Source organism: Kibdelosporangium persicum (assembly GCF_013280595.1).
Taxonomy (GTDB): Bacteria; Actinomycetota; Actinomycetes; order Mycobacteriales; family Pseudonocardiaceae; genus Kibdelosporangium; species Kibdelosporangium persicum.
This window is the reverse complement of record NZ_JAAATY010000064.1, coordinates 1-21030: the sequence shown is the minus strand read 5'-3', so window position 1 is coordinate 21030 and position 21030 is coordinate 1. Positions and strand designations below refer to the sequence as shown.

Sequence of the window (21030 nt, the reverse complement as noted above, 5' to 3'; positions counted from 1 at the left end):
TCGGGGTTGGCTGGTGTTATCAAGATGGTGATGGCGATGCGGCATGGTGTGTTGCCGAGGACGTTGCATGTGGATGAGCCGTCGTCGCATGTGGATTGGTCGAGTGGTGCTGTCGGGTTGTTGACGCGGTCGCGGGAGTGGCCGCGGACGGGTCGCCCTCGCCGGGCTGGTGTGTCCTCGTTCGGGGTCAGCGGTACCAACGCGCACGTGATCCTGGAACAGGGCGAAACCGTGGACGCGGAGCCGATGTCCGCGGGCCACGAGCCTTTCGTGCCGCCGGTGGTGCCGTGGGTGATCTCCGGGCACACCGCGGAGGCTCTTCGAGCACAGGCGGCACGGCTGGCCGAGCACCTCGAGGCTTCGCCCGCCGAAAGCGTGCGGGACGTCGGCTGGTCGCTCGCGACGTCACGGGCAGGTCTGGAGCACCGCGCCTTCGTATGGGGAACGGAACGGGCCGAGCTACTGCTGCGGTTGCGAGCGATGGCGGAGGGCGAACACACACCCGGTGTCGTGACAGGCACGGTGGTGTCCGGGCGCTTGGCGATGCTGTTCTCTGGTCAGGGCACCCAGCGCCTCGGTATGGGACGGCGGTTGTATGAGGCTTTCCCGGCCTTCGCCGCGGCTTTCGACGCTGTGTGTGCGCACCTGGACGTCCTGCTCGACCGCCCCTTGAAGCAAATCGTGTTCGCCGCCGAGAACACGGCGGACGCCGCGATGCTGGCGGACACGCTCTACACCCAGGCTGGGCTGTTCGCACTCGAGGTGGCGTTGTTCCGGCAGGCGGAGGCGTCCGGCGTCCGGCCCGATTTCGTCGGCGGCCACTCGGTCGGTGAGTTCGCCGCGGCACACGTCGCCGGGGTGTTGACGCTGCCGGACGCGTGCTCCCTGCTGGTGGCGCGCGCCAGGCTCATGGGTGAATTGCCCGACAGTGGCGTGATGTACGCGGTCGACGCCGCCGAGGCGGACGTCCTCCCGCTGGTGCGGGGCAGGGAGGACGAGGTCGCCCTGGCCGCTGTCAACGGGCCGGATTCGACGGTGATCTCGGGGACCCGGGATGCCGTGGCGGCCGTGGCCGCTGCCTTGGCGGAGCGCGGTCACAGGACCAAACGCCTGAACGTGTCGCACGCGTTCCACTCGCCCCTGATGGCGCCGGTGCTCGAGGAGTTCCGGCGGACGGCGGAGCGGATCGGCTATGGACGGCCGACAATGCCCATCGTGTCCACTGTGACCGGCAGGGTCGCCCGCGATGGCGAACTGTGCTCACCGGACTACTGGGTCGAGCAGGTGTGTGCTCCTGTGCGATTCCATGACAGCGTCTCGGCGTTGCGGGCTGAGGGCGTGACGAAGTTCGTCGAAGCCGGGCCGGACGGTGCACTGACAGCGCTGGTGCGCCGGTGTCTGGCCGACGAGGAAGGGACGACGGTCACGCCGATGTCGCGTGGCGGCCGATCCGAGGTCGAGGCGTTCGCGGCCGCACTCGGCGGACTGTACGTGGCGGGGTACGAGGTGGACTGGAGCGGATTCTTCACCGGATGCCGCCGGGTCGACCTGCCGACCTACGCCTTCCAGCGGCGGCGCTGGTGGCCGGCCGCCCAAGCGGCCACAGTGGACCCGGAAGACCTCGGGCTCGGCGCGGTCGACCACCCGTTGCTCGGAGCCGGTCTCGTCATGCCCGATTCCGACCAGGTCGTGCTGACCGGACGGCTGTCGTTGCGTTCGCAGCCATGGCTGGCAGGGCACGCGGTGTTCGGGACGGTGTTGTTGCCCGGTACGGCTTTTGTGGACCTGGCATTGCGCGCGGGCGCTCAGGTGGGCTGTCCGAGGGTGGAGGAGCTGACGCTCGAAGCGCCGTTGACACTGCCCGCGGACGGCGGGAGTCCTCGTGTGCAGGTGACGGTCGGGGGCCCGGACGATGCGGGAAGGCGGGCCGTGACGGTCCACTCCGGTGGCGGCCCCACCGGAGCGTGGACGAGGCATGCCTCGGGTGTGCTGGCACCGGAAGCGCTCGCACCGGTAGGTCGCTGGGACATCCCGGCCTGGCCCCCGCCGGGCGCCGAACCCGTCGGGATCGATGACTACTATGACCACGCCGCCGAGGAAGGCTTCTCGTACGGTCCGGTCTTCCAGGGGCTGCGCCAGGCCTGGCGCCGCGGTGCGGAGGTCTTCGCCGAGGTCCGCCTGCCCGAGGACGCGGCGCCGGACGCGGCTCGGTTCGAGATCCACCCGGCCTTGCTCGACGCGGCACTGCACGCCATGGCGCTGGGGCCGATGACCCGATCAGGCCCGGGCTCACTGCCCTTCGCCTGGCGCGGTGTGAGTCTGGCCGCTGCCGGAGCGACGGCGCTGCGGGTCAGAGTCGCGCCGGCTGGGCAGGACGCGATCTCGGTGACGGTCGCCGACCAGGCCGGGCAGCTCGTCGCGATGATCGACTCGTTGGTGCTGCGCCCGGTGCGGCCCGACCAGCTCCGGCCGGAAGACCGAGCCGCCTCGCACCGGATCGAATGGGCACCGGTGAGCCTGGGGCCGGTCGCCGATGGCGATTCCTTCGTGGTCACCGAGTTGGTGAACGCGGGCGCACCCGACGGTGATCTCGCCGCGACGACCCAGACGCTGGTCGTCCGGGCACTGGACGTGGTGCGGTCCTGGCTGGCCGCCGAACACCCCGGCGGAACGCGGCTGGTGATCCGGACCCGCGGGGCGGTGTCGGTCGGCACCGGCGACAGCGCCGATTCCCTGGTCGATCCGGCGGCGGCAGCCGCGTTGGGTCTGCTGCGTTCGGCTCAGTCCGAGCATCCCGGCCGGATTCTGCTCGTCGACACCGACCCCGCAGATGCCCCGCATGCCAGGAATGACACGGACATCGAGGCGGTGGCGGCCGCCGCGGTGGCGCACGACGAGCCGCAGGTCGCTGTCCGCGGTGACACGGTCTACGTGCCGCGCCTGGTGCGTGCCGCGCAATCCACTGCCGCGGCACCGTGGGATCCTCACGGGACAGTGCTTGTCACCGGCGCGACCGGTGCGCTCGGCGGCCTGGTCGCCCGGCGGCTGGCGACCGGGCACGGGGTTCGCAGCCTGGTGCTGGCCGGCCGGCAGGGCATGGCCGCCGAGGGGATGCCTGAACTGGTGGCGGAACTGGAGTCGCTGGGGGCGAGCGTGACGGTCGCCGAGTGTGATGTCGCCGATCGCGCCCGGCTGGCGGCAATGCTCGCCGATGTGCCGGCGGAACGCCCGTTGACGGGTGTCGTGCACGCGGCTGGTGTCCTCGACGACGGTGTTCTGACCGCGATGACACCCGAGCGGATCCGTACGGTGCTGCGCGCGAAGGTCCTCGCCGCGACTCATCTGCACGAGCTGACCAAGGACGCCGGTCTCAGCGCGTTCGTGGTGTTCTCGTCGGCGGCAGGGATCTTCGGTTCCGCCGGTCAGGCCAACTACGCGGCAGCGAACGCGTTCCTCGACGCGCTGGCCCAGCGACGGCAGGCGCTCGGTCTGCCGGCCGTGTCACTGGCGTGGGGGCCGTGGCAGGACGTGCGTGGCATGACCGCCGAGCTGAGCGCGGCCGACCGCAAGCGGATGACCAAGGTGGGCCTGACACCGATGTCCGTGGAGGACGGGCTGCGGCTGTTCGACGCTGCTGTCGCCGGCCCGGAAGCGGTGTTGGTACCCGCACGACTCGACACTGTCGCCGAGCCGGCGCCCGCGCTGCTGCGCGGGTTGACCGGGCCTCGCCCGCGGCGGCGTGCCTCGCCCACACCGGTGGGAGACATCGGGCTCGCCGATCGGCTGGCCGCGCTGTCCGGTGCCGAACGCGCCTCGGTGCTGCTCGATGCGGTGCGTCGTGAGGTCGCCATGGTGCTGGCCTATCCGTCCGCGGACATGGTTCGGACCGGCCGTGAGTTCAAGGAGCTGGGCTTCGATTCACTGACCGCGATCGACCTGCGGAACCGGCTCAACGACGTGACCGGTCTGCGATTGCCTGCGACGCTGGTCTTCGACCACCCGACACCCGGTGCGTTGGCAGAGCACCTGGTGGCGTCGTTCGCCGGCTCGGAGGAACCACCATCGCCTGTGCTCGCCGAGCTCGACCGGGTGGAATCCGTCGTGCTGTCAGCGCCCGACGACGGATCACGGCAGGCCGTGATCACTCGTCTGCAGATCCTGCTCACCAAACTGAGCGACCACACGGACGGCCAGACGCCGGTCGCGCCGCACGACGACCTGCGCGAAGCCACCGCGGACGAGCTGATCGACCTGATCGACGCGGAGTTCGGGGCAGCGGGATAGCGGCCGGAGGGTCTGATCCCGGCGTGACCGGTGGCGCGGTTCTCCACCCGTAGGGCTTCGGCTTCGCTGAGGCCCCACGGGAGGACAACCGCGAAGGTCTCCTCCGGCGCCGGCGCACTGCGATCCGCCCACGGCCTGGGGCCGGGGCGGTGGTCAGTTCTTGAGGGCGAGCGTGATGCCGTCGGCCATGGGCAGCACGCACACCTCGACCCGGTCGTCGCAGGCGATCAGGTCGTTGACTTCCCTGATCGCGACGGTGTCGGCGTCCTGCGCGGCCGGGTCGGTGACTTGGCCGGACAGCAGGGTGTTGTCCAGCACGATCAGTCCGCCGGGACGCACCAGGTGCACGCACGCCTCGTAGTAGTCGCGGTACGACGCCTTGTCCGCGTCGATGAACGCGAGGTCGAAGGTGCCCGCCTGGTCGGCGAGCGCGGCCAGGGTTCGCGCGGCCGGGCCGATCCTGACCTCGATCCGCTCGTCGACTCCTGCCCGCCGCCAGTAGTCCGCGGCGATGGTCGTCCACTTGCGATTGATGTCGCACGTGATCACGCGGCCGTGCGGGGGCAGTGCCCGAGCCAGGCACAGGGTGCTGTAACCGGTGAACGTGCCGATTTCCAGAACCGTCGTGGCGCCGGCCAGCCGGGCCAGCAACGCCAGCAGCTGTCCTTCCTCGGGCATCAGCCGCATGGCGTCACCGCCGGGCAACTGCGCGGTGAACTCCCGCAGTTCCCGCAGTACCTCGTCGTCCCGCAGCGAGATCCTGGTGATGTACCGGAAGAGGTCCGGGTTGAGGGAGATCTGGCCGGCCATGCGCTGACCTTTCGCTCGGTTTCATGTCCCCGCCGACGCGCACCGCCAGACCTGGTCGACCAGTTCCGCTGTGGACACGGTGATTTCGCCGAACGCTCCGGTGATCCCGCCGCGCACGGCTCGTACGAACGCCGTCAACGTGTTGCCGTACTGGTCGTCCGGAGGCACGGCGATCCGTTCGGGAACCTGGTGTCCTTGCCGGTGGACGACAATCTCGGTGTCCGCGTCGGCGGCGGGGTGGAAGGCACGCTCGACAGTGATCCGGCCCAGCCGCCCGAGCACGTGGTACTCGGAGGTGTAGCCGTGGTCCATCCCGAACGTGACCTGGGCGGTCACGCCGTCGTCCCGCCGGAGCAGCGCCGCGCCCGCGACATCCACACCCGACGCGCCGTCGTTCCGCAGGACCGCGCCCACCACCCGTAATCCTCGGCCCAGCACGAGTTGTGCGGCGATCATCGGGTAGACGGCGTTGTCCAGCAACGCACCTCCGCCCAGCGAAGCCGAGTACCGGATGTCGCCGCTGGGCCGCGGGGGAATGGTGAACGAGCCGGTAAAAGCGACCGGGTCGCCGATCGCGCCGTTGGCGATCAGTTCGCGTACCAGGCGGTGCCTGCGGTGGTGGAGGAACATGACGTTCTCGACGAGCACTCGACCCGTCACGCCGGCCAGTGTGGTCAGAGCCGTCGTCTCGGGGCCGCTCGGCGTCAGTGGTTTCTCCGCCAGCACGTGTTTCCCGCTGGTGAGAGCGGCTCGGATCCACTCCGCATGCAGCGCGGGAGGTAGTGGCACGTACACGGCGTCGATGTCGTCACGGTCGAGCAGGGACCGGTACCCGGTCACCGGCTCGCACGCGAACCGAGTGGCCACAGTGGCCGCCTTGTCCCGGTCACGGCTGGCCACAGCGACCAGCCGGACCCCGGGATGGCTCGTCATGGCGGGCAGGATCCGGCGAAGCGCGATGTCGGCGCACCCGAGCACACCGAACCGGACAACGCCGCTCATCTCTTCCTGTCCTGGGAGTCGCGGTGGCGCAGGATGATGTCGGCGGCAGCGGACACGCCTCCCGCCTGCCTGAGCCGTTCCTTCCAGTGCAGCGCGCGTTCCCTCAGCCCATCGTCGGTGAACAGGCGCCGGAGTTTCGTGGTGATCTCCGCCGAATCCAGCTTCGTGGTGTCACGGAGCAGCAGTGCGGCGCCGCTGTCGACGAATCGCACGGCACCGTCGCGGGCCTCCCAGGTGTGCGGCATCAACAGCAGCGGTTTGCCGAAGTACAACCCGTGGTGCGTGCCATTCCCGCCCTGCGACATGAACACCCGGACGTGCGGGTGCGCCAGGACGTCCACCTGCGGGACCCAGGTCTCGATCCGCACGTTCGCCGGGATCTTCGTGGGCAGCAGGCGGTGCTGGGACTTCGGCAGGCTCCACAGCACGTGGTGGTCGGGGGCGAGATTCCCGGCCGCGGTGAGGATCGCCTCGATCTGCCGGCGGGTCGGCCGGTTCATCGCACCGAAGCCGAGGTAGACGATCGACCGGTGCTGCTCGACCCAGCCCATGATGTCCGGGTCCGGTGCGGCGGTGGTGCTGGGCATCACGGGACCCACCATCTCCAGGCAGTCAGGGGCCCGATCGTGCGGGTACTCGATGCCGAACTGCGAATGCCCGATGACCGCGACGGCCGCGTCGGCGTACGGCCCCAGCAGACCCTTGGTGTTCTTGATGCCCAACGCGGCGCGCTCGGCGATGAACGCGCGGGTGGCCTTCATCCGGCTGGGCTGCAGGAAGATCCCGATCCGCGCCAGTGAGAACAGCAGGTTCGCCACCTTCTGCCCGGTCGTCATCCGCAACGGCAGCCCGGAGAACGGGGCTGGGAAGGTCCACGAGAGCGCCGGTGCGTAGAGGTAGCTGACCAACGTGGGTGAGTTGATCACGTAGGGGACACCGCGGGTCATCGCCGCGTCGAACATCCACGTGGCGCCGAGATCGGCCACGACCAGCGCGGGCCGGATCCGGTCGATCGCCGCCAGCGACTGCTCGTAGAACTCGGCACCGTGCGGCCCGACGAAACTCTGGTCCATGAACGCGGCGAAGGCACGCAGCCTGGACCTGGAGTTGAGTCGCTGGAAGGTTTCCTCGGTCCAGTTGCCCGGCTGCAGCTCCGGTACATAGCGTCCGATCTGGACGAATCCGATGCCGCCGCGTGGCGACAGCGCCTCGACATCTGCCTTGCGGTCCTCCGAGCCGCCGAACCACAGCCCTTCGACCCCGCGGCGGTCCAGCTCGGTGGCGATGGTCGCGAGCGGACCGAACAGACTGGGATGCGAAGGACTGGCGAACAGGACAGGTCCTGGGCTCTGCGCCGTCATCGTGATCTGGTTCCTTGCCTTGGTGGTGGTCCGCCGGACGTCATGCCGCCTGGATGCAGGCGACCAGGCTGCGGAGCTCGACGTTGAGGTAGTTGCCATGCACCAGCAACCCGGTGAGCTGGTTGAGGGTCATCCAGCAGTAGCCGGGCGGTGTCTCGACCGGGAAGTCCTCGTCCACCTCGATCACCACGTACCGGTTCATCGCGTGGAAGAACCGGCCGCCCTCCTCCGAATGCATTGTGTCGTAACGGATCCGCCCGGGATGCGCGGACAGGACCACGTCCAGGTACGGCGGTCGGTGGCCCTGCGGCACGTCCCGGTAGTTGCCCGGGTAGCAGTGCACGGTCGGGGCCATCTCCGCGACGTTCATCGCCCCTGCGTCGACCTTCGCCTGGACGAGCACGTGCAGGAACCCGTTGATCCGTCTGGTGAGGAACGCGAGCAGGCCAGGCCCGTTGGGCGCGATGAGCGGCTGGGTCCACGACGCGACCTCCCGGCCGGCCGAGTGCACGTCCACCGCGATGACGCGGAAGAACTTGCCGTCCTGATGGGATATCTGGTCCGCGGTGCGCAGCCAGCCACCTTCGGCGGTGTGCTCCAGGGCGATCCGTTGCTGGATCAGTTCCCGGGTGGTCCGGATGTCGGTGAGCCAGCTGAGCACTTCCCCCATAGTGTGCACCGGTTCCGCCTCGCCCGAGGTCGACCGCCGCACGTCTTCGGCGAAACCGTCGCCGGAGCAGTCCGTGACCGGACCGGCCAACGCGGTCGGCAAACACGACAGCACCGTACGCGCGTCCATGTTGACCACATGCGGCATCCGCAGCAGCCGCCTGATCTGGCCGAGCGTGAGCCAGTGGAAGTCCGCGCCGACCGGCACGTCGTCGAAGACCTCGACGACCACGTTGCGGTTGCGCTTGTGCAGGAACCACGCGGCTTGCTCGGACTGCAGGACATCCACCAGCACCCGGGCGCCTGGGTGCCGCCGGAAGTAGTCCAGGTAGGGGATGCTGGTGCCGTTGTGCACCCTGGTGTAGTTGCTCCGGGTCGCCTGCACGGTGGGCGAGATCTGCACCCGGTTGACGTTGCCGGGCTCCATCTTGGCCTGCATCAGGCAATGCAGCACGCCGTCGAACTCCTTGACGAGGATGCCGAGGATGCCGATCTCGGGTTGCACGATGATCGGCTGGGTCCAGTCGCTGACCCAGGGCCGGTCGGTGCGGACCCGGAGGCCTTCGATGGTGAAGAACCGCCCGGTGTCGTGCACGAGGTTGCCCGTGTCCGGTTCGAAGTGCCAGCCGCTCATCGCGGCGAACGGGATGGGCACGACCCCCACGCCGCCCATCCGGTCGTGGCATCCGGCGTACCACCGGTGGAACTCGGCCATCGGCGTCACGGCGCTGTCCGTGACAGCCGCGGACACCGCGAACCGGGTCGCGGTGTCGAACTCGTCCGGTGCGGTCCGCCTGCCGGGCGCGAGGTGGACGTTCATCGGATTCCCGCGGTTCCGGACGGGCTCGCCAGCCGAAATGTCATCACGTCTCCCCAGTGGTCGCGGGCCGGAAATCGCGGTCCGGCACGCCTCGCGCCCCGGCAGTATTGACGCGGGCAGGCTGCCGGGTCAAGGGTTTCAGGTACCGCTGAAAGCAGTGGTATTCGTCGCGAGAATAGAAGCCGAGCGCCGGACGCCGAGTTCCGGTGGTGCTAGTGTCTGATAGCGGATGGCTCTGGCAGAGCGGAGGGTTCGACGCCCGTGTACATCGAGCCGATGAAAATTCCTGATGCGTTCCGGGTGATACCGGAGCGGCATTCCGACCGTCGGGGACATTTCTACGAGGCGTTCCGCGCCCGGGAGCTGTCCGAGGCGGTCGGGCATTCTTTCAGCGTCGCACAGGTGAATTGTTCGGTGTCGAGGCGGAACACCCTGCGAGGTGTCCACGGCACGGTGATGCCGCCGGGTACGGCGAAGCTGGCGACCTGCGTGCGCGGCGCGGTCCTCGACGTCGTGGTGGACCTGCGCACCGGCTCGCCCACCTTCGGCGCCTACGACGTCACCGAGCTCGACGAGGCCACCGACGTCTCCGTCTACCTGGCGGACGGCCTGGGGCACGCCTTCCTCACGCTGACCGAGGACGCCTGCGTGTTCTACCTGTGCTCGGCGGAGTACCAACCCGGGACGATGATCGAGGTCAACCCGCTGGATCCGGCGCTGGACCTGCCGTGGAACCTCAGTGAGCCGCCACTGATGTCGGACAAGGACCGGGTCGCGCCCACGCTCGCCGAAGCGGCGGCCGCCGGGTACCTGCCTTCCTACAAGCAGTGCCAGGCCCTCTACCGGCAGCTTCGCGTGGCCGGTGTCGGCTGACCGGCCGCGGGTGCTTCCGGCTGCGCGGAAGCACCTGCGGACCGGCGGCTAACGGAACGAGATGGAGGCCTGCGCGCCCGTGGTCAGTGCCACGTTGGCGGCGTAGACGCCGCAGCCACCCGGCACTGACGTGCAGTCGACGAGCCCCCACTCCAGGCCGTCGGCGGTGTAGCCGGTGAAGGTGCGACGGGCCGTGAGCTGCGTTGACGCGGAGCCATTCGAATCGGTGACGGCTTGCTGCAGACCCGGCAGGTCACAGACGGTGGTGCCCGCCTGCGGCTGCGCGCACTCCACGGTGACGACCGTTTCACTCGCTGCGAACCCGGCCACTGTGGCGGAGACAGTGTCGCCATCGGACAGGCCGGTCGACGGCGACACTGTCACGGACGCCGCGCTGGGGGACGCGATGGCAGTGAGCTGGCCCGACACCACGAGGCCCAGTGCCATCAGACCGACCACCACGGGCTTGTGTGCAGAACGCATTCTTCTCCTTACATCGAAGAAAGGGGAATTGGCGGAAAAGTGGCCACCTAAAGACAACCGCACATCGGCTGGTCATCCGCAAACGACGTTACAGTGTGTCTGGTTAACCGTCAACGCCGTTGCGTGCCCGCAGTGTCGGTCTCGATTTCAAGGAGATTGTCAGGCGGCTGTCAGGTGATTGACAGCCGTCATTGCTGCGCGAGGTCTGCCTTCCCCGTATGGTCGATTCGGTATGGAGTTGCCGAACGCGGTCGCCGGTCATGGGTGGCCACGATCGCGTGGGCCAGCGACGGGTGTCCGGCCCGCAGCGCTGATGGACGCACGGAGGGCATCCCATGAAAAGTCCAGGTCACGGCACGCGATCCGAATGCAGGTCGGTCCTGCGCCGGCTCCGTCGTACTGCCCGGACTGCTCACGCGGCGCGCGGGCCCTGCGGCGCCGCAACGTCGTCATGGCGCATGTGATGTGCTCGCAGTCAGGCGAAGGAAATCGGTCGATATTCGTCGGCGCAGGCGGTCTGGAGATTCTGCGGTGATGGTCGGTGCTGACATCGAAGTGAATAGCGTTCGACCGCTCGGGCCTTGTTCGACTGGGCCGCTTTGCGTCCAGTGCGGTGCAACTCGTAGGCTTTGGCCGGACGACTGATCGCTCACGTGATCGTGTACGCCGGGTGAACGCCGGGTCGCCGCGGTGTGTCCGTCGAGTAGTACTCATGGTTCCGGGTGGGTTGTCCGGTTCGGTGCCGGACTGGTGACTGGGGGAAGTGTTGCGTTTTCTTCTGTTGTGACGGTCGAGTGCCGCAATTCCGAACTCGTGCCGGGTGAGTGGTTCGCGTTCGAGTTCTCGATCCGAAGGTTCCCGAGTTTCGGCATCGCATGTCGGGCGTCGTTCCGATGCGGTCGTCGGAGTGTGCCGGGTGGCGCTTTCCGGCGATCTCCGGTGCATCGCCTGTCACTCGGATCTTGCTGCGCAATTCGAAATTCGCATAGTCGGTGTCGGGCGGTCACACCGCGACCCGACGCTGTTCTGGGATAGATGCCGATGGCCGACTCACCGACCTTCACCGAAACGTTCACGGTCACCACTGAAAATCCATTGCTGCGTGGTCACGTGGTACATGGGCCCAACAGGTCATGGTCACGGTCGACGGACGTCCTGGGCCGTCGGAGGGGTGGCGGATCGAGGTCCGCCGCCGCCGGCGGGACACAGTGGACGTACTGCATGCGGTCGTGACGGCCTACCGGCACGGACATCTACGCCTGGCTGCGCGAACAAGAGTTGGTCCACTCCGGACTGATGAAGATCGACGGTGTGGTCCACCGCCGCACTGGGCACTGGGTCGTGGAGCTGGAACTCCCGCAGGAGCACCGGCAGGCGCGGACCGTTTTCCCTTCCACCCGGCGTTGTTCGAGGCGGGACTGCTCGGTGGCAGCGTGGACAGCCACATGCTCCACGACACGGCCCTGTTCCTGCCGCTGGTGATCGAATCCTTCCGGGCGTCGGCACCGCTGGGCAGACACTGCTTCGTCAGGGTCGCCGCCGCTTCGGCGAGCCGGGACGAAGAACTCATCCGGCTCGTCGCGGAGTTCTACGGCACAACCGGCGTGAAGGTCGCCGAGGTCGGACCAGTCGTGGCCAAGCGATCCGGGATGTGGCCGCCCTCGACGTCCGGGAACCGGCGGTCCCGTCCGCGGTCATCGCCCCGGTTCCGGACACCGCCACGGGCGGCACTGCGACCGAGGGCGGGCGGGAGGTCGTGGCCGTGCTGCGGAAATGGCGGCGGCGCGCCTCGGTGTGCCCGCGGCCGAAGTCGCCGCGAACACCGGCTACTAGAATGCCGACGGCGGGTGTTGTACCAGCCTTTGAACATCCTTCCCAGAGGCTCGCACCCCTGATCCCAGATGTCCGTCAAAACGGGTCAGGCCCAGGCCACTTAGGCAGCGTCCCGCCAACCTGCGGCTCTTGTGCCGCTATCGAAGACGGGAGGCACGTTCAACTGGCGACAGGACCCATCAGGGCGAACCGCCTCACTCACCATAGGGGAAGCGTGAGAGCTCAAGTTCCGTTGCTAGTTCAGAGAAGGATGAGGGCATGCTCGAGCCAGGAATCCGACCGGCGGTCAGGAACATACCGTGAGCCGCGGTTCTTCGCGATCAGACCCTCGTGGCCTTCACCCGCGATAGGGTCCAGCAGTTCTGCGGGGGCGGGGGAGTCGTTCTGCGGCCAGCGTCTCAAGGGTGAATGCAGGCACGATCGAGATTCGATACGGGGTCGGGCATCGGCAGTTGCGCGAGCAGGACGCGACGCTGGTCGTACGGCTCGTGGAGCAGCGTCATGTCGCCGAGGTGCAACAGGTCGAAACACACGAACCGGACCGGCGTCCTTTGACGTTGACGATCGAGTGAACAGTACGAGCCAGGACAGCACCTGACCAAAGAGCTGGTAGACGTAGACCAGACGAACAGACACGATCGCAGATCGTCGGACGTCACGATCGCCCGCCCAGGTCAAACGGATGGCCGCATTCTCGACCAGGACGGGCAGTGGCGGAGCGGGTATCGATTTGAATCGAAGCGATCTGAGGTGATCTCGGCGACTTTCAGGTTAGTCGGCGTGTTCGAAGTGGGCGATTACAAATGCGGCGATCGCGTCACACGGTGGCCGTCTCCATGATCACGACACGCCACCAAGATCAAACCTGGTTGCTGTCGTGCTAGAAACGCCTCGACTCGGCGTCTGATCGACTAGGCCCGTGGTCGACCAGACGTGCCACTAGCCTCATTTCATACTTCCAATAAAAAGCAGGAGCAGCAGTCCGATGGACAAACGGAGAGCGAGATCCACGAGTGCGCGGGCGATGCCTGGTATCTGCGCCACGTGAGGTGATTCCGGCAGGTAGATAACGGGGACCTGCTCGCCGACTGCGGGAAGCCTGCGGGGCTCTAAACCCATGTGGGCCCATTCGTGGACGAATGTGACCGTTTCGCCTCGATGATCCTTGAACTGGATCCTTGGATAGAAAGTGATGGGAAATCTTCCAGGTTTGTCAGGTTTTCCGGGGATCGAGGGTCTTTTTGTCACGACCGTGGCCGCTGTGTGTAGACCGCGATCGCGGAGCTCCCGGCGAAGTAGGTCTTCCTTACGCTTTGTATGATTTTGTAGTCGCGCTACCTTGAAGTAGGCGTAGCGCCAGGCGTGGCCCTCGAGTGTTTTGTCGGTATTGATCGGTGCGGTATCGATGAGCAGCCGCACCTTTTCTGGATCTTCCGGCAGGTAGACGATCTCCACCTTGGTGTCCGCCGGTGCGCCTGATGCACGTTTCCAGGAGGAGCTGAGGTCGGGGGTAAAATATCGCGGATTACCTTGCTGGTCCTGAAACAGGATCCAGGGACCTTGGTCTGGAACATGCTCGACGACCGTTCCCATGGCGCGGATCCCACGGTGTCGCAACCGCCAGATACGCCACAGTCTCACGAACGCCGACAGCAACAGCGCCATGCCAGCAAGCTGGATTATAAAAAAGATGGGCACCATATCTCCCCCGAGGCGTGTCCACAGCTTGATCCCTTCGAGTGTCTTCCACGGGAATCCGAAGACCAGACCCCACCTTGAAGGCTGCCTGCTGTTGTCCGTGGCCCTTGCCTTCGATTCTCGTAGTACCACACTACTCCGGGCATACACCGGCGGTCGTCATCGTGCAGAGAAGGCGATCTTCATTGGATTGACGTCTCACCCGAAGCGCTCGGCTTCTTAGTGTTGGCGTGGACGGCGGTGTAGGTGTCGAAAAATGCGTCCTTCGAGGTCAGGCAGCGTGGTGATATGGGTGGAGGATGCCGCTGAGCCCCGGATTCACCGCGTCGGCCTTCTTATGGTGGGTCGGTCGCTTGTATGCCTCGCCGTTAGTCAGGATGCGTCCGACATCGTGGCGTTGTGCGGGTTCTGGTTCTCGGGACGGTTTCGGCGCACCCGTCGGGGGCTTCGTACGGAGGTCCGAAACCTGCGCCGGACCCGCGAGGGCGTGAGGCGCTTGGGCTGGAGCGGCTTTTTCCCAGGGCTGCCGCAGGTCGCAGGCCAGGGGCCGAGCGAGGCGGAGTGGTTATGCGTGGTGGTGCCTGTTGCCGACATCGTTCGGGTCATCGTAGCGATGGCGCGGTCCTGGACGGCGCCTGCGCCGGGGCCAAGAATGGGAACCATGGTCGGGCCCGGCCCGGTTGATCGCGGCATGGCTGGCTCGAAGATCCACCTGTTGTCCGACCGGGCCTGTCCGCCGTTGTTGGTAGCGGTGTCCGCTGACACCACCAACTATGCCTTCGCGTCGAGGCCCTTGGTCGTGGCAATTTCCGCGATCAGCGGCGTGCCTGCGCCAGGCGGTCCGACTGGTCCGAGATCGCTACCCATTCAGGCCTTCGCTCTGGGCAGCCCATACCTAAGTGGGCGCTTGACCGCTCGTGAGAGCATCCGCGGGCACGGTCGTCCAGACCCGGACGAGTTCAACAAGCCGAATTCCAGCTAACAGCCAGATGGGCGGTGTCCGACGCCGGACGAGGGTCGCCGGACGGCTGACTGGCCGGTCAGGCTGGCCGCATGTCCAGCATCGCGAAACCGTCGCCGTCCCGGCAGCATGGCCGGCCGGCAAGGCCATTGAACTGCTCCATATTCATCACCGACATCGTCGGATACAGCGATCCCCGTCGAGACGACCACGACCGCATGGTTCTGCGTTCCACGCTGTCGCGCATCCTGACCGATGCGTTCGTGGAGTCCGGGCTGGCCTGGCGCAGGTGCCGCCACCAGGACCGGGGTGACGGCCTGTTGACCGTCGTACCACCGACGCTGTCCACGTCCATACTGATCGATCCGCTGCTTCCGCTGCTTGGCGAGAGCATCCACCGCCACAATCGCGGGGCCTTGGATCAACTCCAGATCCGTCTGCGCTCCGCCCTGCACGTCGGACCGGTTCTCCTCGGCGACACCGGTTACCCGAACGCGTCCGTGATCCAGGCCGCTCGCATGCTCGATTCGGACTCTCTTCGGTGCACGTTGGATGGTAATGACCACACCTTCGCCACGATGGTGTCCAGCTACGTGTACGAGAACGTCGCACGGCATATGCGTGGCGCTGTCACCCCCGACGCCTTCCGTCGCACGTGGTACCAGGCCGGCAGTGCACCCGCTACCAGCTGGATATACGTCTCTCGGATGACCGACGAGGGAGGTTGGCAGTGACCGGCGACCGCTCGACTCGGATCGTCTGGGCCGTGGTCATCATGTCGGCCGCGCTGCTTGCCGCCGGCGCGGTGGGCCTTCTCGCGTGGTGGGGTGGACTGAACGGGCCACAGGCGTTGCTCAGTGCCATAGGTTCGTTCGGCGGAGCCACCATGTTCGGCTTCACCGTGTTCGATTTCGCCACCGGTCACCGGACGAACGCCTGGAGGAATCGGTGGCATGCCGAGGACCAAGACCAACCAGCCGTCCACTATGGACTCGTGAGTGCCTCGGCGCGACCCGGCCGCCGACAGACTACCGCTGGACCGAGTCGATCTGCACCTTGTAGTCGTCGTAGCCGTAAACCTCGTCAGCGGTGGTCAGGCTGAACGTCTTGGTCTCGTCCGGCTCCAGGTCCCGCACGACTCCGACAGCGGTGCCGGTGATCTTCTTCTCGGCGTAGAACGTGGCCTTCAACGTCAACCAGGACACCGGCCTGTCGTTGTTGCGGATCTCGCCATGCACTGTGTGGTGGCCCAGGCTGTCGCGTGTCACCGAGAAGTTGTCAAGCACTGGCCGCCCGCTGGATTGCGACGGGGAGCGCGCGGGCACCGGGGCCGTCGTGGTTGCCGGAGCAGGCTGGGATGGCGACTCCCCAGGCGGAGTCAGGTCAGCCGACAGCCAATCGCTGCCCGAGGTGTCCACCGCACACCCGATCGCCTTGAGCCGCTCGGCAAGTCGGTGTTTGCTCTTGGGCGTGTCGTCGAGCCGGATGACGTACCGGCCGGCGATGTCGCTGAACGGCCGCACCTTGCCGAACTCGACGATGACGGTGGTCTCCGGGCACCTCGCGAGCGCCATTCCCGCTTCGAGGAGGACGTTCGGCCGCGCCTGTCCGTGCAGGGCGAGCTCAGGGTCGTTCTTGCCGTCCGCGTGTTCCGGCTTGAGCCGGACCTCGTCGTCGGGGGTCTGCAGAACGATCACCGCTGCCCCCGTGCCCAGCACCTGATCCAGGACCTCGCCGAGGTAGGGCGAACCCTGCCCGGTCGCAGCAAGGGCCTCGTTCCACTCGATCGGGTGAAGGCCGATCGCGCGGAGGAAGTCGTACATGGCGCGGCGGGCACGTTTGTCCCGCCCGGCGACGACGAACACCGTCTTGGCGAACTCACTCGTGGCATCCGCCGGCGACCGCCATCTTCCGCCCTGCCAGCGGATCGGGCTGTCTGTGGCCGCAGCGATCACGGACGCCAGGCGCTGGAGCGCGCGGTCCGGGTCCTGCGCGCTGATCTGTACGACGATATGGGTGTCGCGGTCCTCGATCTCGAAGTACGCTGACGGCCGCCGTCGCGTAGCGAGCCAGGCGCGACCTGCTTCGGCGATGCCCGTGGCTACGCCGGCGATACCGCCCGCGACGTTGGCCACCGCCAGCACCAGATACTCAGCCTGGCCGCGGTGTCCAAGATCGACACCGCGCGTCGTGGGCACCTCCGCACGCTGCAGTGCCGCGTCGAGTTCGGCGCGGTCAGCTTCGTTGACGTCGTCCGCGAACCTCAGGACAACGGCAGGCTGGTTCATTCCCGCATGATGTCATCCAGCCTGGGTGATGTGGTTGCATGGGGTCGATGAGTGCTGGCCCTGTGGATCGGTTACTGGACGTCCTCGCCGAACCAGAAAGAATTCTGACGGGTAAGCAACACCAGACAGCTGCGGAACTGCGTGGGCGAGAGGAATTCGCCACACTCGCGGAGTACTACGGACTACTTTCGACCAGGGCATTGCGGAGCGGTGACTATCGACTGGCCCAGCGGCTCCTGATCGCCGAGCGCAGTGTTGCGCAACGAACCGGTGATCACCGCCGCGCCGCCGACGCCGCGCACCATCTCGCGCAACATCACCGCCTGCAGGCCCGCTTCCTGGTGGCAGAGATCTGGGACCGAACTTTGCTTCGCGGCGACCTCAATGAAGTCACAGCGATAACACACGCCCGTGCCTGGCGCGAGCTCGCCGCGATCCGCGAGGTCTCGGCCTCGTATGAGGACGGTCATGCATTCTGTGAAGGCGCGCTGACCGTGTGCGACCGCTTCGCGCATCTGCCTGAGTTGAACGGCGCGCGCGTTCGCACTCTGCTGCAGCGGTCGATGCTCTACAGATTGCAGGGAAACCTCGACGACGCAGTCAAGGTGGTGCGCGAGGCGCGCCGGTTCGCCGAAGTCAACACCATCGATGCTTTCACTGATGGGCTCGTGGCTCTTCGGGAAGGTGGGCTCGAACTCGTGCTGGGCCGAGGTGCTCCGGCTCTGGACGCCTACCAGCGAGCCGAAAAGCACTTCGCCGGGATAAGCCGCACCAATGTCAAGGTGGTACGGATTCGCCAGATCACGTGCCTGCGCGCGGTAGGTGATCTGACGCGTGCGCTCGGCCAGGCAGACCTGTTGGAGGCCGAGTTCCGGACGGAGCCTGACACCTACCGGCTGGGACAAGTGCTCCTGGAGAAGGCGGAGGTCCTCAATGAGCTGGGTGACCAGGTGGCGGTCGCGTCGACACTGGAAGACGCCCGTGCACTGTATGAGAACCAGAAGACACTCGAGGCGTTGCGGTGGCATCGTCACGTCGCGCGGAAGCTGATCGCCACCGGGCGGGACCCCGCGGCGGCTGCACGGCACCTCGCCGCGGTGCTCGAAGTCGCTTCCGCGCCTGGGCGTGAGGATCTGACCCGCACGATGCTGGCCCTGTCCGATCTGCTCCGGCTACCTGACACCGTCCCGATCCCGGCACAACTCTGGTTGAGCGCGAGTCGTGCCGCACTGCTGGCCGCAGACTGGCAGCGAATCTCCCTCGACGAGCCCGCTACCCGCTGGTCGATGCACGCCCAGCGTGAGGAGGTCTACGCGGCCAGCGTGCTCCTGCACGCGACTGCCGACGACGCGCCGGCAGTCGCTCAGATCGCCGAGACGGGACGCGCCGACGTGCTCAACCAGATACTTTCCAGCGAAACCGCGATCGGCACCTTGCAGGAGTTGCGTGTCGTCCCATCAATCGCCGATCCCACCATGCCAAGCAAGGTGTTCGAGGTCGGCACCATCGCCGCCGCCACGCTGCGGACCGGCGAACTGGTCGCCGCGTTGCCCGCGCTTCCCCTTCCCGGCGGTCTTCCGTCAGACGCGGAACTCGCCGAACAGGCGGAAGTAGTGGTACTCGCCCAGGTGGGCACTGATGCCGCCAACTGGTGGTCGGCGTGTACCACATGAACGTCCACTGTGGCTTGTGTCGATCTCCAGACGAAGCTACGATTTACCCATGAACACCTGCATTGCGCAGGTGCGCTGCGAGTCGGTGCCTGATTCCCCCCTCGGACACACCAGCAGGTGAGATTTCCCCAGCAGCGACAGGTACTTGAACACCCTCATGGTGACGTCGCAGACAGCTGGTTCACTCCCCCTTCGTGGGGGCGGCCATGATCGATCGTGTCGTGGCTCCCGTGATCCCATGGTCGACTGGCAAGGGTTCCCCTCGTTCAGGTGACCATGCCGGGTCGCGTGTGGCGCGGGTGCTTCCGTTGGCCGTCCCGCCCGAGCTGCCCGCGGCCGTGCCGGTGGATGTGATCTACGGCATGGGCCGGATCGACGCATCCGGCAGGATCGCCGACCGGGGTGTGACGCGGGCGTTGGGCTGGCAGACCGGCGACCGGCTCACCCTGACCGGCACCCCGCGCGAAATAGTCGCCCGTCGCGACCCGGCCGGCATGCTCGCTCTGGGCCGCAAACCCTATGTCGCCATCCCCGCCGCGCTACGCGCCCGGTGCGGCCTGTCCACAGGCGACCGCGTTCTGCTGGCCGCCATGCCGGGCGACGACGTGTTGACCGTCTATCCGTTGAGCACGGTCCACCACGCCATCCGCCCCGGCCTGCCGGGCGAGGGCGGTGAGCCGCGATGACATCCACTCACCCGGACAAGGCGGCCGCGTTGGACGCCGCAAAACTCGTGTTGGCCGGAATGGGCCTGTCCGCTCAACACCTGCTCACCGAACCCGACACCCGGCCACCGGCGCCGACGTTCGCCGAGTACATCCCGATCGTGTCCGCGGCCGTGGGTGCGGGCACCCGCCGGGTCTACAGCTCCTACTGGAACCGCATCCTCACCCAATGGGGCCACCGCCGACTCGACGAACCCACATCCTCCGACGTCCGGGCACTGGTCGAGCACGTCAAAGCCACCGTGGTCCCCCGGCGCAACTCCCGCGGCGGACGCAGCGCCGCCGAACACCTCATCGCCGCGTTGCGATGTGTGTACCGGCACGCCGAAGACGACGACCTGATCCACAAGGACGACAACCCGGCCCGCAAAGTCGACAAACCACGTCGATTGCCCTCCACCCGCCGTGCCGTCGCGGACAACAGACTCGCCGAGATCAACACCACCGCGGCGACCACCGGCAACGATCCGGCACTCGACACCCTGTTGTTGCGGCTGCACCCCGAAACCGCCTGCCGCCGAGCCGGTGCACTCGCGCTGCGTCCGCAGGATCTCGACCCCGACCAATGCCTGATCTTTCTCCGGGAGAAAGGCGACACGGTGCGGTGGCAACCGGTCTTCCCCACCCTGATGACCCACCTCGTCCACCACGCCGAAGACCGGCACGCACCCCGAGACAAGCAGCTACTGCGCTACCGCAACGGCCAGCCGATCACCTCACGTCGTTATGACCACCTGTGGCACCGCATCGGCCAACACCTGCCCTGGGTAGCGACACAGCAGATATCCACACACTGGTTGCGGCACACCACCCTCACCTGGGTTGAGCGCAATTTCGGGTATGCCGTCGCCCGCGCGTTCGCCGGGCACACCGATAGCGGTAACGAACCCGGCGCCACCGCCACCTACGTACGCGCCACCCTCCCCGAAATCGCCGCCGCACTTGCCGCGCTCACCGGCGAACCCCACCCCCTCACTGAGCAGGCCGGAGGTGACCCCCATGACCAGTGATCACGAGACCGGCTCGACTCCAGCGAACCCGGCCCACGCCGCTACGGAAGCAGCCACCGCCTCGGAATTCGGAGTGGGTGTCGAACCGGTCGCGGGGACGTGGCGGGAGCGATACCGGGCACAGGAACACGGTCGGCGCCGGTTGGCCGAACGCTACGGCAGCATCCTGCAAAAGCAGTGGGCCGTCGACCCGAACGCGCCCCGTGTGGACGCGCTCAGCCTGCTCTACGCGTTCCTGTTCAAAGCCGGCCCCGCCGTTCTGCGCTCGCCCGAGCTGGAACACGCCCCACATCTGGAACGAGACGACGCCATCGCGGCCGCGCACATGATCCGCGTCGCTCGTGACGATGCCCGCTACCGCGAAACCGCTGTGATGCGGCACGTCGTGGCGCACGGCGTCACGTGGGGCGAGCTGGCCCACCTGTTGGACACCACACCCGAGGAACTACAGGGCTGGCTACGCCGTCACGGCGAACAACCCGACACCTGGACACGTCCCGGTGGCCCCTCGTCAACGGACACGACCAACCTCTGAACCTC

General features: G+C 67.1%; 15 protein-coding genes. 8 read left to right on the top strand and 7 right to left on the bottom strand.

Annotated features, from left to right (window positions below):
• Positions 1–24 precede the first annotated feature (24 nt).
• On the top strand, positions 25–4284 hold the full coding sequence (locus GC106_RS46465; protein ID WP_312873448.1) for an SDR family NAD(P)-dependent oxidoreductase: 4260 nt from the start codon (positions 25–27) through the stop codon (positions 4282–4284).
• A 153-nt stretch (positions 4285–4437) separates the two neighbouring features.
• On the opposite strand, the gene GC106_RS46460 is transcribed toward GC106_RS46465, so the two are convergent.
• The 4 genes from GC106_RS46460 to GC106_RS46445 are packed head-to-tail and all read right to left on the bottom strand — an operon-like array spanning position 4438 to position 8946.
• Positions 4438–5094 (bottom strand): O-methyltransferase, encoded by a 657-nt coding sequence (locus GC106_RS46460; RefSeq protein ID WP_173142604.1) that lies wholly within the window; start codon positions 5092–5094, stop codon positions 4438–4440.
• A 21-nt stretch (positions 5095–5115) separates the two neighbouring features.
• Positions 5116–6096, bottom strand: coding sequence for a Gfo/Idh/MocA family protein (locus GC106_RS46455; RefSeq protein ID WP_173142603.1), 981 nt, complete (start codon positions 6094–6096; stop codon positions 5116–5118).
• Positions 6093–7457 (bottom strand): glycosyltransferase, encoded by a 1365-nt coding sequence (locus tag GC106_RS46450; RefSeq protein ID WP_173142602.1) that lies wholly within the window; start codon positions 7455–7457, stop codon positions 6093–6095. The genes GC106_RS46455 and GC106_RS46450 overlap by 4 nt, the downstream gene beginning before the upstream one ends.
• A 40-nt stretch (positions 7458–7497) precedes the next feature.
• Positions 7498–8946, bottom strand: coding sequence for an NDP-hexose 2,3-dehydratase family protein (locus GC106_RS46445; RefSeq protein ID WP_173142601.1), 1449 nt, complete (start codon positions 8944–8946; stop codon positions 7498–7500).
• 276 nt (positions 8947–9222) lie between these two features.
• Between GC106_RS46445 and GC106_RS46440 the strand changes: the two genes are divergently transcribed.
• The gene (locus GC106_RS46440; RefSeq protein WP_173142600.1) at positions 9223–9819 is read left to right on the top strand and encodes a dTDP-4-dehydrorhamnose 3,5-epimerase family protein; all 597 of its coding nucleotides are present in this window, start codon (positions 9223–9225) and stop codon (positions 9817–9819) included.
• Between the two features lie 48 nt (positions 9820–9867).
• Here GC106_RS46440 and GC106_RS46435 read toward each other — a convergent pair whose 3' ends face one another.
• Entirely contained in the window at positions 9868–10302 is a 435-nt protein-coding gene (locus GC106_RS46435; RefSeq protein WP_173142599.1) for an enediyne antibiotic chromoprotein, read from the bottom strand.
• Between the two features lie 2237 nt (positions 10303–12539).
• Here GC106_RS46435 and GC106_RS46430 point away from each other — a divergent pair.
• Entirely contained in the window at positions 12540–12707 is a 168-nt protein-coding gene (locus GC106_RS46430) for a hypothetical protein (protein WP_173142598.1), read from the top strand.
• Positions 12708–13080: 373 nt separating this feature from the next.
• On the opposite strand, the gene GC106_RS46425 is transcribed toward GC106_RS46430, so the two are convergent.
• Complete coding sequence (locus GC106_RS46425; protein WP_173142597.1) at positions 13081–13800, bottom strand: DUF3592 domain-containing protein; 720 nt, start codon at positions 13798–13800, stop codon at positions 13081–13083.
• Between the two features lie 1086 nt (positions 13801–14886).
• On the opposite strand from GC106_RS46425, the gene GC106_RS46420 reads away from it, so the two are divergent.
• A complete protein-coding gene (locus GC106_RS46420) occupies positions 14887–15528 on the top strand; it encodes a hypothetical protein (protein WP_173142596.1) in 642 nt (213 codons plus the stop codon).
• A gap of 294 nt (positions 15529–15822) precedes the next feature.
• Here the strand turns inward: GC106_RS46420 and GC106_RS46415 are convergent, their stop codons facing one another.
• Complete coding sequence (locus GC106_RS46415; protein ID WP_173142595.1) at positions 15823–17082, bottom strand: TIR domain-containing protein; 1260 nt, start codon at positions 17080–17082, stop codon at positions 15823–15825.
• Positions 17083–17144: 62 nt separating this feature from the next.
• Between GC106_RS46415 and GC106_RS46410 the strand changes: the two genes are divergently transcribed.
• The 4 genes from GC106_RS46410 to GC106_RS46395 all read left to right on the top strand — a co-directional run bounded on the left by GC106_RS46410 (position 17145) and on the right by GC106_RS46395 (position 21025).
• Entirely contained in the window at positions 17145–18755 is a 1611-nt protein-coding gene (locus GC106_RS46410) for a hypothetical protein (RefSeq protein ID WP_173142594.1), read from the top strand.
• A 290-nt stretch (positions 18756–19045) separates the two neighbouring features.
• Positions 19046–19441, top strand: coding sequence for a hypothetical protein (locus GC106_RS46405; protein WP_173142593.1), 396 nt, complete (start codon positions 19046–19048; stop codon positions 19439–19441).
• Positions 19438–20490, top strand: coding sequence for a tyrosine-type recombinase/integrase (locus GC106_RS46400; protein ID WP_173142592.1), 1053 nt, complete (start codon positions 19438–19440; stop codon positions 20488–20490). The genes GC106_RS46405 and GC106_RS46400 overlap by 4 nt, the downstream gene beginning before the upstream one ends.
• Positions 20480–21025 (top strand): hypothetical protein, encoded by a 546-nt coding sequence (locus GC106_RS46395; RefSeq protein ID WP_173142591.1) that lies wholly within the window; start codon positions 20480–20482, stop codon positions 21023–21025. The genes GC106_RS46400 and GC106_RS46395 overlap by 11 nt, the downstream gene beginning before the upstream one ends.
• The last annotated feature ends 5 nt before the right edge of the window (positions 21026–21030 follow it).

What these genes read in the sequence shown, in the direction of transcription:
- GC106_RS46425 (WP_173142597.1), bottom strand. Translation starts at nt 13,800, where the DNA reads ATGGCGCTGTTGCTGTCGGCGTTCGTGAGACTGTGGCGTATCTGGCGG.
- GC106_RS46455 (WP_173142603.1), bottom strand. Translation starts at nt 6,096, where the DNA reads ATGAGCGGCGTTGTCCGGTTCGGTGTGCTCGGGTGCGCCGACATCGCG.
- GC106_RS46420 (WP_173142596.1), top strand. Translation starts at nt 14,887, where the DNA reads ATGTCCAGCATCGCGAAACCGTCGCCGTCCCGGCAGCATGGCCGGCCG.
- GC106_RS46450 (WP_173142602.1), bottom strand. Translation starts at nt 7,457, where the DNA reads ATGACGGCGCAGAGCCCAGGACCTGTCCTGTTCGCCAGTCCTTCGCAT.
- GC106_RS46440 (WP_173142600.1), top strand. Translation starts at nt 9,223, where the DNA reads ATGAAAATTCCTGATGCGTTCCGGGTGATACCGGAGCGGCATTCCGAC.
- GC106_RS46465 (WP_312873448.1), top strand. Translation starts at nt 25, where the DNA reads ATGGTGATGGCGATGCGGCATGGTGTGTTGCCGAGGACGTTGCATGTG.
- GC106_RS46460 (WP_173142604.1), bottom strand. Translation starts at nt 5,094, where the DNA reads ATGGCCGGCCAGATCTCCCTCAACCCGGACCTCTTCCGGTACATCACC.
- GC106_RS46445 (WP_173142601.1), bottom strand. Translation starts at nt 8,946, where the DNA reads ATGAACGTCCACCTCGCGCCCGGCAGGCGGACCGCACCGGACGAGTTC.
- GC106_RS46435 (WP_173142599.1), bottom strand. Translation starts at nt 10,302, where the DNA reads ATGCGTTCTGCACACAAGCCCGTGGTGGTCGGTCTGATGGCACTGGGC.
- GC106_RS46400 (WP_173142592.1), top strand. Translation starts at nt 19,438, where the DNA reads ATGACATCCACTCACCCGGACAAGGCGGCCGCGTTGGACGCCGCAAAA.
- GC106_RS46395 (WP_173142591.1), top strand. Translation starts at nt 20,480, where the DNA reads ATGACCAGTGATCACGAGACCGGCTCGACTCCAGCGAACCCGGCCCAC.
- GC106_RS46415 (WP_173142595.1), bottom strand. Translation starts at nt 17,082, where the DNA reads ATGAACCAGCCTGCCGTTGTCCTGAGGTTCGCGGACGACGTCAACGAA.